The 11,423-nt window shown below is 70.9% G+C and carries 11 protein-coding genes; 6 read left to right on the forward strand and 5 right to left on the reverse strand.

Annotated elements, in window-relative coordinates; genetic code table 11:
• Positions 1-21 precede the first annotated feature (21 nt).
• On the reverse strand, positions 22-1,470 hold the full coding sequence (locus tag WFG93_RS08270; RefSeq protein ID WP_336645858.1) for a phytoene desaturase family protein: 1,449 nt from the start codon (positions 1,468-1,470) through the stop codon (positions 22-24).
• 64 nt (positions 1,471-1,534) lie between these two features.
• On the opposite strand from WFG93_RS08270, the gene WFG93_RS08275 reads away from it, so the two are divergent.
• Positions 1,535-2,044: a hypothetical protein gene (locus tag WFG93_RS08275; RefSeq protein WP_336645859.1), complete on the forward strand. Its 510-nt coding sequence runs from the start codon at positions 1,535-1,537 to the stop codon at positions 2,042-2,044.
• Between the two features lie 27 nt (positions 2,045-2,071).
• Here the strand turns inward: WFG93_RS08275 and WFG93_RS08280 are convergent, their stop codons facing one another.
• Complete coding sequence (locus WFG93_RS08280; RefSeq protein ID WP_336645860.1) at positions 2,072-2,731, reverse strand: TetR/AcrR family transcriptional regulator; 660 nt, start codon at positions 2,729-2,731, stop codon at positions 2,072-2,074.
• A gap of 132 nt (positions 2,732-2,863) precedes the next feature.
• Here WFG93_RS08280 and sucC point away from each other — a divergent pair, with 132 nt between their 5' ends.
• Positions 2,864-4,030 (forward strand): ADP-forming succinate--CoA ligase subunit beta, encoded by a 1,167-nt coding sequence (gene sucC, locus WFG93_RS08285; protein ID WP_336645861.1) that lies wholly within the window; start codon positions 2,864-2,866, stop codon positions 4,028-4,030.
• 22 nt (positions 4,031-4,052) lie between these two features.
• On the forward strand, positions 4,053-4,955 hold the full coding sequence (sucD, locus tag WFG93_RS08290) for a succinate--CoA ligase subunit alpha (protein ID WP_336645862.1): 903 nt from the start codon (positions 4,053-4,055) through the stop codon (positions 4,953-4,955).
• 91 nt (positions 4,956-5,046) lie between these two features.
• Here sucD and WFG93_RS08295 read toward each other — a convergent pair whose 3' ends face one another.
• Both WFG93_RS08295 and WFG93_RS08300 read right to left on the reverse strand, forming a co-directional pair.
• On the reverse strand, positions 5,047-5,793 hold the full coding sequence (locus tag WFG93_RS08295; RefSeq protein WP_336645863.1) for an SDR family NAD(P)-dependent oxidoreductase: 747 nt from the start codon (positions 5,791-5,793) through the stop codon (positions 5,047-5,049).
• Positions 5,794-5,829: 36 nt separating this feature from the next.
• Positions 5,830-7,296, reverse strand: a complete 1,467-nt coding sequence (locus WFG93_RS08300) for an NCS2 family permease (RefSeq protein ID WP_336645864.1) — start codon at positions 7,294-7,296, stop codon at positions 5,830-5,832.
• Between the two features lie 91 nt (positions 7,297-7,387).
• On the opposite strand from WFG93_RS08300, the gene WFG93_RS08305 reads away from it, so the two are divergent.
• Genes WFG93_RS08305 through purH form a run of 3 tightly spaced genes read left to right on the forward strand, consistent with a single transcriptional unit; the run spans position 7,388 to position 10,881 of the window.
• The gene (locus tag WFG93_RS08305) at positions 7,388-8,656 is read left to right on the forward strand and encodes a cell division protein PerM (RefSeq protein WP_336645865.1); all 1,269 of its coding nucleotides are present in this window, start codon (positions 7,388-7,390) and stop codon (positions 8,654-8,656) included.
• 4 nt (positions 8,657-8,660) lie between these two features.
• Complete coding sequence (gene purN / locus WFG93_RS08310) at positions 8,661-9,242, forward strand: phosphoribosylglycinamide formyltransferase (RefSeq protein ID WP_336645866.1); 582 nt, start codon at positions 8,661-8,663, stop codon at positions 9,240-9,242.
• A gap of 31 nt (positions 9,243-9,273) precedes the next feature.
• Positions 9,274-10,881 carry a bifunctional phosphoribosylaminoimidazolecarboxamide formyltransferase/IMP cyclohydrolase gene (gene purH, locus WFG93_RS08315; RefSeq protein ID WP_336645867.1) on the forward strand — a complete coding sequence of 536 codons (1,608 nt, stop codon included), beginning with the start codon at positions 9,274-9,276 and terminating at the stop codon, positions 10,879-10,881.
• A gap of 35 nt (positions 10,882-10,916) precedes the next feature.
• Here the strand turns inward: purH and WFG93_RS08320 are convergent, their stop codons facing one another.
• Positions 10,917-11,348, reverse strand: a complete 432-nt coding sequence (locus WFG93_RS08320) for an Lrp/AsnC family transcriptional regulator (RefSeq protein ID WP_336645868.1) — start codon at positions 11,346-11,348, stop codon at positions 10,917-10,919.
• Between the last annotated feature and the right edge of the window lie 75 nt (positions 11,349-11,423).

Below are 11,423 nucleotides of genomic sequence, written 5' to 3' on the forward strand. Positions count from 1 at the left end.
GCAGCGGTCCTCTCCGGTGCGTCAGAACAGATCGGTCAGGGAGTGCGGCAGGCGCGCATCGCGCAGCGCCGTGCGCGCCGCGAGCCAGCCCGCCATGCCGTTCACGCCGGGGCCGGGCGGCGTCGACGCCGACGACAGGTACACGCCGCGCATGGGCGTGCGCCAGGGCGTCGGCGAGATCATCGGCCGTTTGAACGCCTGCAGGACGGTGAACGCCCCGCCGTACACGTCGCCGCCGATCTCCGCGGCGTTGAGCATCTCGCGTGCGGAGGCGGGCACGGCGCGGCTGGCGAGGATGCGATCGCGGAAGCCCGGTGCGAAGCGCTCCACCTGGCGGGTGATCAGCTCGGTGGCGTCGAGGTCGGAGCCTGCCGGCACGTGGATGTACGCCCAGAGCACCGCCTTGCCGGCGGGGGCTCGCGTCTCGTCGAGCACCGACGGCTGCACGGCAAGCACGTACGGCCGCTCGCTCACCCTGCCGCGGGCGACCGCGTTCTCGCTGGCCCACACCTCGTCGCGGGTGCCGCCGACGTGCACGGTGGGCGAGCGCCGCACCAGCGGATTGGTCCAGGGGATGGGCCCGTCCAGCGCGAAGTCCACCTTCGCCGCCGCGGCTCCGTAGCGGTACGCCCGCACCGCGCGCGCGTACCCGGCGGGCACATCGGGATGGGTGAGCGCGAGGCGCGGCGATGTGTCCAGGAACAGCAGGTCGCCGCGAGCGGGATCGCCCCAGTCCAGCGCGCCGAGGTCGCGCACCTGCTCGCCCGTGCGCACCGTGCCGCCGTGCGCCTGCAGATCGGCGATGAGCGCATCCGCGATCTGCTGCGCGCCGCCGCGCGGGTACACCCATCCGCCGGCGTGCCCGTGCGCCATCAGCAGCAGACCCGCCGCCGCCGAGCCCAGCGACGGCATCCGGGTGTTCGCGTGCGCCATCACCCCGGACAGCAGCGCGGCCCCCGCCTCGGTGCGCAGGGTGAGGCGGGAGAACTCGGTGCCCTGCTCCAGCATCCGGGTGGCGTAGCGTGCAGCGGTGATCGGATGGGAGGGCATGCGCAGCAGCTGATGTCCGGTGAAGTCCACCACCCCGTCGATGTGCCGGGCGAGCGGGCGGGCCAGGGCGAGCCAGGCGCGCTCATCGGCGCCCAGCCCGCGGGCCGTGCGCTCGACGTCGCGCCACGCGATCGCCGCCCGGCCGTCGTCGAGCGGATGCGCGTAGGAGATCTCCGGTGTGATCCACTGCACGCGCTCGTGCAGGCCGAACGCGCGGAAGATCGGGGAGCTGAGGGCCGCCGGATGCACCGCGGAGCAGATGTCGTAGATGAAGCCGGGCAGCGGGCCGGGCGCGGTGCGGATGCCGCCGCCGAGCGTGTCGGCGCCCTCGATCACCTCGACCCGGTAGCCCGCGCGTGCCAGTGCCACCGCGGCGACCAGTCCGTTCGGACCGCTGCCGATCACCGTCGCCCGTGCCATGCGGCCAGTCTGGCATGCGGCTCCGCGCGCCAGAGGGGGCTTGCGGGATGAGAGAATCGATGTGATGAACGAAGTACAGGGTCCGACCCCCGCAGGAACCTCCCGACCGTACCGATCGCTCGCGGAGGCGCTGCGTGCGCACCGCATCCCCGTCGAGAACCACGAGTTCATCGCGGCGGTGACGGATGCCGTCGGCATCAGCAGCTACATCGACCGCGGACGCTACATCGAGGCCATCCGCCGCTCCCCGGGCGCGCCGCTGCACATCGGCCGCAGCTACATCAACGGCTTCGAAGCCGACGAGCAGGTGAGCGTCGCCGGCCGCGTGCTGCCGCTGCTGCCCAGCGAGGGCCGTGCGCCGTACTTCTACGTGCACCAGCCCAGCGCCGTGCCCGCCGCTTCGGCATCCGCCCGCGCCGCGCGCACCCGCGCGTCGGCACCGCGTGCGGCATCCCGCCCGGCGCCGGAGCCGCGCGCCGCGCGCGCGACCGACCTCAGCCAGCGCGACTACGGCGTGTGCGACACCTGCTTCATGGTGAAGAACGCCGCTGGCCGCTGCGGCTGCGACGAGTGAGGCCGCGCGGCTGACACCGCCGGATGCTCAGGAGAGCTGGGCCTGCACGCGCCGTGACATCTCGGCGATCGGCATCGAGCGCGGGAAGACCGCCACGACGACGTCATCCGCGGCGCCGGGCGCGGCGTCCGGAAGCACCCCGTACCGGCGCCGCACATCGTCGAGCGCGTCGTGCAGCACGCTCACCGGCACCTTCCTGCCGCGCAGCAGCTGACGCAGCACGTGATTGTGCACGGCCGTGATGAGCGCCGAGAACCCGACCGCATCGATCGGGGCGATGCCCGGCAGCGCGCCGCGCAGGTACTCATCGAACAGCCGCTCGTACCGGAACACGGTGACGATCTCGCGGTCGCGCAGCACCGGCACCTTCCGCACGATCTGATAGCGCCGCCGAGCGAGCTCGGGATCGCGAGCGAAGTGCGAGAAGACGCGCTCGGACGCCTCGCATACGGCCGTCCACGGGTCGTCGTGCGGCTCCGCGAGGAACGCCCGCAGCTCGTCGAGCAGCGCCTCGTGATCGGTGAACACGACATCCTCCTTGCCGCCGAACTGACGGAAGAAGGTGGAGCGCGAGACGCCCGCGGCCTTCGCGATCTGCTCGACCGACGTGGCCTCGAAGCCCTGCTCGGCGAAGAGGTCGATCGCCGCGGCGACGACGCCGGTGCGGACCTCGGTCGGATGCTGCATAGGGGAGAGCCTAGACCCCGCGGTCGGGGCGGTGCCGTCAGCGGTAGTAGGCTGTGGGATCGGGTCGATCGGTGATCGACACCCGACAGAACTGTCGCGTCCCATCCGCCGCAACCAGCGAAGGACTGCACTGTGGATCTCTACGAGTACCAGGCACGAGACCTTTTCGAATCCTACGGAGTGCCGGTTCTCGCCGGCATCGTCGCCGACACCCCCGAGGAGGTGAAGGCAGCGGCCGAGAAACTCGGTGGAGTGGTGGTCGTCAAGGCCCAGGTGAAGACCGGAGGCCGTGGCAAGGCCGGCGGCGTCAAGGTCGCCAAGACCCCCGACGAGGCGTACGAGGCGGCGAAGGCGATCCTCGGTCTCGACATCAAGGGCCACGTCGTCAAGCGCGTCATGGTCGCGGCGGGCGCCCGCATCGCCGAGGAGTTCTACTTCTCGGTGCTGCTCGACCGCGCCAACCGCTCGTACCTGTCGCTGTGCAGCGTCGAGGGCGGCATGGAGATCGAGCAGCTCGCGGTCGAGAAGCCCGAGGCGCTCGCGCGCGTCGAGGTGAACCCGCTGACCGGCATCGACAAGGCCAAGGCCGTCGAGATCGCCCGGGCGGCGAACTTCCCGGAGGACCTCATCGAGAAGGTCTCCGACGTCTTCGTCAAGCTGTACGAGGTCTACAAGGGCGAGGACGCCACGCTCGTCGAGGTGAACCCTCTCGTGCGCACCGAGGATGGCGAGATCATCGCCCTCGACGGCAAGGTCACGCTCGACGAGAACGCGTCCGAGATCCGTCACCCCGAGCACGAGGCCCTCGCCGACAAGGGCGCGGAGAACCCGCTCGAGGCGAAGGCCAAGGCATCCGGTCTGAACTACGTCAAGCTCGACGGCCAGGTCGGCGTCATCGGCAACGGCGCGGGACTGGTCATGTCCACGCTCGACGTCGTCGCCTACGCCGGCGAGAAGCACGGCGGCGTGAAGCCGGCGAACTTCCTCGACATCGGCGGCGGCGCCTCGGCCACGGTCATGGCCGCCGGTCTCGACGTCATCCTCGGCGACGAGCAGGTCAAGAGCGTCTTCGTGAACGTCTTCGGCGGCATCACCTCGTGCGTCGCCGTCGCAGAGGGCATCGTCAAGGCCCTCGAGATCCTCGGCGACGCCGCCACCAAGCCGCTCGTGGTGCGCCTCGACGGCAACCAGGTCGAGGAGGGCCGCGAGATCCTCGCGGCGGCGAACCACCCGCTGGTCACCCTCGCGGCCACCATGGACGAAGGCGCCGACAAGGCCGCCGAGCTGGCGAACGCCTGACGCGCCGGAAGGAATCACAGACATGTCGATCTTCATCAACAAGGACTCCAAGGTCATCGTCCAGGGCATCACCGGCGGCGAGGGCACCAAGCACACCGCCCTGATGCTCAAGGCGGGCACGAACATCGTCGGCGGCGTGAACGCGCGCAAGGCCGGCACCACCGTCTCGCACACCGACAAGGACGGCAACCCGGTCGACCTGCCCGTGTTCGGCTCGGTCGCCGAGGCCATGGAGAAGACCGGGGCCGACGTCTCGATCGCCTTCGTGCCCGGTGCCTTCACCAAGGACGCCATGGTCGAGGCCATCGACGCGGAGATCCCGCTGCTCGTGGTCATCACCGAGGGCGTCCCCGTCGGCGACAGCGCCGAGGCGTGGGCGTACGCCACCGAGAAGGGCAACAAGACCCGCATCATCGGACCGAACTGCCCGGGCATCATCACGCCCGGCGAGTCCCTGGTGGGCATCACCCCGGCGAACATCACCGGCAAGGGCCCGATCGGGCTCGTGTCGAAGTCGGGCACGCTCACCTACCAGATGATGTTCGAGCTGCGCGACCTCGGCTTCTCGACCGCCATCGGCATCGGCGGAGACCCGGTCATCGGCACCACGCACATCGACGCGCTCGCCGCGTTCGAGGCCGACCCCGAGACCAAGGCCATCGTCATGATCGGCGAGATCGGCGGCGACGCCGAGGAGCGTGCGGCCGACTACATCAAGGCGAACGTCACCAAGCCGGTCGTCGGCTACGTCGCCGGCTTCACCGCCCCCGAGGGCAAGACCATGGGCCATGCCGGCGCCATCGTCTCGGGCTCGGCGGGCACCGCGCAGGCGAAGAAGGAGGCCCTCGAGGCCGCCGGCGTCAAGGTCGGCAAGACGCCCTCCGAGACCGCCGATCTGATGCGCGCCATCGTCGAGGCGCTCTGATCGGATAGACTGAACGACGAAGGCCCCGGGCTCCACCCCGGGGCCTTCGTCATGTCCGGCCGATGGACCTGCGTCTCAGCGGGTCAGGGCCTCAGCGCGCGAGCGAGCCGCCGTCGACGGGCAGCGTGACGCCGGTGATGAACCCGGCGGCGTCGGAGAGCAGGAACGCGGTGGCCTCGGCGATGTCCTCGGGATCGCCCAGCCGGCGCATCGGCACCTCGTCGGCATAGCGCTGCCGCGATTCCGCGGGCAGCGACGCCAGCGCCGCCGTGAGCACCGGTCCCGGCGCGACCGCGTTGATGCGGATGCCGGCGGCGGCGTTCTCGGCCGCGGCCGACATGGTCAGCGACACCACGCCGTGCTTGGCGGCGCCGTAGGGCGTCAACTGCGACGTCGACTGCAGGCCGGCGATGGAGGCGATGTTCACGATCGCGCCGGCGCCCTGCGCCGTCATCCGCTCGAGCTCGGCCCGCATGCAGTGGAAGGTTCCGGTCAGCGTCACCGCGATGGTGCGCTGCCACTCGGCGTCGCTGATCTGCTGCAGGGGCCGGGGCGGCGCACCGAGCCCGGCGTTGTTCACCGCCAGGTCGAGGCCGCCGTGCTCGTCGACGGCGCGCTGCACGAGCGCGCGCACCTCGGCATCATCGGCGACGTTCGCGTGCTGGTAGACCGCGGTGCCGCCCGCGCCGACGATGAGCTCCACGGTCTCGGCGCCGGCGGTGTCATCCACGTCCGACACGACGACGCGCGCGCCCTCCGCAGCCAGCTTCACGGCGATGGCTCGGCCGATCCCGGCTCCCGCGGCGGTGACGAGTGCGCTCTTGTTCTCGAACAGCATGATGTTCCTCTCGTATCGGACAGCTTCTGGACCGGGTCAGCTGAAGAGCATCTCGATCGGCCCGCGGGCGAAGAAGACCAGGAAGCCCGCGCCCACGACCCACAGCAGCGGGCTGACCAGGCGGGCGCGGCCGGAGAGTGACTGGATGAGCACCCAGCTCACGAAGCCCGCCCCGATGCCGTTCGCGATCGAGTAGGTCAGCGGCATGACGGTGACGGTGAGGAACACCGGCATGAGCACCCGGAAATCGCTGAAGTCGATGTGCCTGATCTGCGCCATCATCATCGCGCCCACGATGATCAGGGCGGCGGCGGCGATCTCGGTGGGCACGATCGAGGTCAGGGGCGTCAGGAACATCGCGATGAGGAACACCACACCCGTGACGACGTTGGCGAACCCGGTGCGTGCCCCCTCGCCGATGCCGGCGCCCGACTCGATGAAGACGGTGCTGGACGACGACGAGGTCGCGCCACCGGCGATGGCACCGAAGCCCTCCACGACGAGTGCGGACTTGATGCGCGGGAAGTCGCCCTTCGCGTCGGCGAGGTCGGCCTCCTTGGCCAGGCCGGTCATGGTGCCCATGGCGTCGAAGAAGTTCGTGAACAGCAGGGTGAAGACGATCATCACGATCGCGACGGCGCTGACGCGGCCGAAGTCGAAGGTGAAGTCGACCTTGCCGAGCAGGCTGAGGTCCGGCAGGCTCACCGGTGAGCCGGTCAGCGCCGGCACCGTGAGCCCCCACCCGCCGGGATTCACGACCGCGCCGGACTCGTCGAAGGCTCGCGGACCGATGTGCCAGATGGCCTCGACGATGACGGCGAGCACCGTGCCGAAGACGAGGCCGATCAGCATGCCGCCCTTGATCCGCAGCGCGACGAGGATCGCCGTGACGATGAGGGTGACGACGAACAGCAGAGTGGGGACGGTCGCCACCGAGCCGGCGACGCCGAGCCCGACCGGGGGAGAAGCCGCCCCGGTGGCTGAGACGAAGCCGGCGTTGACGAATCCGATGAAGGCGATGAAGAGCCCGATGCCGACCGTGATCGCGATCTTCAGCTGGAACGGCACGGCGTCGAAGATCGCCTTGCGCAGGCCGGTGGCGGCCAGCAGCACGATCAGCGCGCCGTTGATCATCACCAGTGCCATCGCCTCCGGCCAGGTGACCTGACCGACGACGCTGAAGGCGACGAAGGCGTTGATGCCCAGGCCGGCGGCGAACGCGAACGGCAGGCGGCTGATCACACCGAACAGGATGGTCATGACGCCGGCGGTCAGCGCGGTCGCGGCTCCCACGGCGTTGAAGTCGAGCACGGCGCCGGACACGTCGGGCTTGCCCGACAGGATGATCGGGTTGAGGATGACGATGTACGCCATCGTGACGAACGTGACCAGACCACCGCGGATCTCCGCCGCGAAGCTCGATCCTCGCTTCGTGATCTCGAAGTAGCGGTCGAGCGCGTTGCGGGGCTCGGTGTCGGTGTGCGCAGGGGCGGCATGAGTCATCGGGGGGACCTCCGGAGAGAATCTACCGTGTTCGCTGTTCCGCGCGTGCCCGCGACGAAGCCCGGGGGCGCGCGCGTAGGCTCGAGTCGTCATGCATCGTGTCATCGTCGTGCTCCTCGCCGCCCTCGACGCCGCCGTCGCGGCGGCCGTGGGTCTGGCCGCCGTGCTCGCCCCTTTCACGCTGCTGTGGGTGCTGGCGTTCGGCCTGCAGGCCGACTGGGGCTCGCTGTGGCCGGTCAGCGGCACGCTCTGGCAGTTCGGGCACGGCGTCCCTCTCGAGGTCGCCCTGCCGGATCAGCTCGTGCGCGAGCTGGGGATCGCCCCCGAAGCCGCGCGCTTCGGCCTGTCGGTGCCGCCACTGGCGCTGCTGCTGTTCACCCTGCTCTTCTCGGCGCGATCCGGGCGCGGCGCTGCCGCGGCCGGCAGCTGGCCGGCCGGCGTCGCGTCGGGCGTCGTCGTGTTCGCGCTGATCAGCGCGGGGGTGGCCGCCACCGGCGCCACGGACGTGCTGCGCGCGCCGCTGTGGGCGGCGATCCTGCTGCCGACCGCGGTGTACGCGGTCGGTGCTCTCTCCGGCGCGCTGACGCGCGCGTGGACGGAGGGAGACGACGGCCTGATCGACCGGCTGCACGATCTCGTGGACGGCCTCGGCGACTGGGCTCCGGTGCTGCCGGAGTCGCTGCGCGGCGCGACTGTGGTGTCCGTGGCGCTGGTGGGTGCTTCCGCCGTCGCCATCGCGGCGTCGACCGCCCTGCGCGGCGGAGAGGTGGTCGCGCTGTTCGAGGCGGCGCACGTCGACGCCCTCGGCGCGGGCATGCTGACCCTCGCGCACCTCGCCTATCTGCCGACGCTGCTCGTCTGGGCCGCCAGCTGGCTCGCCGGCCCTGGCTTCGCCGTCGGCACGGGAACCGCAGTGTCGCCCGCCGGTACCGAGCTGGGAGTCGTGCCCGGCCTGCCGGTGTTCGGGCTGATGCCGGCGAACGCGTCGTTCTGGATGCTGGTGTGCGTGCTCGTGCCGATCGGCTGCGGCGCGCTGGCGGGCTGGATGGTGCGCTCGCGTCTGGTCTGGGAGGGAACCGCTGCGCCTGCCGCTCCTCGCGCGGTGCTCGCCGTGGCCATCGCGGGGTTCTCCGCCGCTGCTGCGGCGGCTGCCGCGGCGCTCGCATCCGGCGCGATCGGACCGGGACGCCTCGCCCACACCGGCCCTGCTCCCGGCTCGTTCGCGCTGGCCGTCGGCATCGAGGTGCTCATCGGCGCCGGCATCCTGCTGCTCGCGCCCCGGCATCGCGACGAGCTGGCCGAGGAGCGCGTCGACCGCTGGAACGAGGAGATGGCGGGGCTCCGGGCGCCGGTAGACTGACCGGGTGCTGACGCTCGCCGTTCTCATCTCCGGTACCGGCTCGAACCTCCGAGCCCTGCTCGAGGCCGCGAGCCACCCGGATTTCCCCGCGCGGGTCATCGTCGTCGGGGCGGATCGGGATGCTGCCGGTCTCGCGCACGCCGAGGAGTTCGGCATCCCCACCTTCACCGTGCCCTACACTGCGTATCCCAGCCGGGAGGAATGGGGCCGCGAGCTGGCGACGCAGCTGGACGCCTGGGAGCCGGATCTCATCGTGCTCAGCGGGCTCATGCGCCTGCTGCCGGCGGAGGTCGTCGAGCGCTACGCCCCGCGCATCATCAACACGCACCCCGCCCATCTGCCGGAGTTCCCCGGCGCGCACGGCGTGCGCGATGCGCTCGCGGCGGGCGTCAGCGAGACCGGCGCCAGCATCATCGTGATCGACGACGGCGTCGACAGCGGTCCGATCCTCGCCCAGGAGCGTGTGCCCGTGCTCCCCGGCGACACCGAGTCCACCCTGCACGACCGCATCAAGCCCGTCGAGCGGCGTCTGCTCATCGACGTCGTTCAGCGCATCGCCACCGGCGAGCTCGCACTGTCCCGCTGAACCCGATCCCTCGCCCCGAAGGAGCAATCCCATGGCCGGCCCCCGCCTCGACCCCTCGCTGTACCGCGACCGCGACCTGGTGCGCATCACCCGCGCGCTCGTGTCGGTGAGCGACAAGTCCGGCCTGCTCGAGCTGGCTGAGGCGCTCGCCGCCGCCGGCGTCGAGATCGTCTCGACCGGATCCACCGCGCAGACCATCCGCGACGCCGGGCACGAGGTGACCGACGTCGCCACCGTCACCGGCGTCGCCGAGATGCTCGACGGGCGCGTGAAGACCCTGCACCCGAAGGTGCACGGCGGCCTGCTCGCCGACCTGCGGCTGGAGGATCACGAGCGGCAGCTGGCGGAGCTCGGCATCGACCCGTTCGAGCTGGTGGTCGTCAACCTGTACCCGTTCGTCGAGACCGTGGCATCCGGTGCCGAACCGGATGCCATCGTCGAGCAGATCGACATCGGCGGACCGGCTATGGTCCGTGCGGCGGCCAAGAACCACGCGAATGTGGCGATCGTCGTCTCGCCCGAGTCGTACCCCGCGATCATCGAGGCCGTCGAGGCGGGCGGCACCGACCTCGCCCAGCGCCGCGAGCTCGCCGCACGCGCGTTCGCGCACACCGCCAACTACGACTCCGCCGTCGCACAGTGGTTCTCGGAGGGCACCCTCGCCGAGGGCGTCGACCTGCCCGCGCACCTCACCGTCAAGGCCGAGCGCCTGGCGACGCTGCGCTACGGCGAGAACTCCCACCAGCGCGGCGCGATCTACACGCGCGCGGGCGGTCACGGCATCGCGCAGGCCAAGCAGCTGCAGGGCAAGGAGATGTCGTACAACAACTACGTCGACGCCGACGCCGCGCTGCGCGCCGCATACGACATGGTGCTGCCCGCGGTGGCCATCATCAAGCACGCGAACCCGTGCGGCATCGCCACCACGGCCCCGAACGCACTCGACCCGATCGCCAGCGCGCACCTGCGCGCCCACGAATGCGACCCCGTGTCGGCGTACGGCGGGGTCATCGCCGCGAACGGCACCGTCACGCTGAAGATGGCGGAGAACCTGAAGGACATCTTCACCGAGGTGATCGTCGCACCAGACTTCGAGCCGGCCGCGCTGGAGGTGTTCAAGGCGAAGAAGAACCTGCGCCTGCTGCAGCTGCCGGCGGACTGGCGGCAGGAGCGCATGGACGTGCGGCTCGTGTCGGGTGGCCTGCTGCTGCAGGACGCCGACCTGTTCCCGGACGACATCGTCTCGGTCGCCAAGAACTGGCAGCTGGTCTCGGGCGAGCACCCCGACGACGCCGAGATGGAGAACCTCATCTTCGCGTGGAAGGCGTGCCGTGCCGTGAAGTCCAACGCCATCGTGCTCGCCAAGGACAACGCCACCGTCGGAGTGGGCATGGGACAGGTGAACCGGGTGGACTCCTGCCGGCTGGCCGTCGAGCGCGCCGGCGGCCGAGCGGCCGGGTCGGTCGCCGCCTCGGACGCGTTCTTCCCCTTCGCCGACGGGGCGCAGGTGCTCATCGACGCCGGGGTCACGGCGATCGTCCAGCCCGGCGGCTCCGTGCGCGATGACGAGGTCGTGGACGCTGCCCGCAAGGCCGGCGTGACGATGTTCTTCACCGGGGAACGCCACTTCTTCCACTGACGCCCGGCTCGCAGGCGCGCCCGCGAGTCCTCCGCTCAGGCGGTCGCCGAGCTGAGCAGAATGCTCGTCTCGCTGTCGCGGATGCCGTCGATGCCGCGGATCACGCCGAGGATCTCGTCGAAGGATGCCAGGCTGTCGCAGCTGATCTCGGCGACCAGGTCCCACCGGCCGTTGGTGGTGTGCAGGGCGGCGATCTGCGGCACTCCGCGCAGGCTGCGGATCACCTCGCGGGTGTTGCGGCCCTCGACGGCGATGAGCGTGATGGCGCGCACGACCGACGCGGCCGCGGGGTCGCGCACCCGCACCGAGAAGCCGACGATCACCCCGCTCTCGGTGAGCCGGCGCAGCCGGCTGTCGACGGTCGCCCGCGTGACGCCGAGGGCGCGGGCGAGCTGGACCACCGGCTCGCGGCCGTTGGCGCGCAGCAGCGAGAGCAGACGGCGATCCAGATCATCCACGCGGCACATCCCGAGAGCACATGGGCACAATGTAATGACACAGTGCGCATAAGTGCTAATCCCTGCGCGTCATGATCCATCATG

This window comes from Microbacterium sp. USHLN186 (genome assembly GCF_037145155.1).
Lineage (GTDB): Bacteria > Actinomycetota > Actinomycetes > Actinomycetales > Microbacteriaceae > Microbacterium.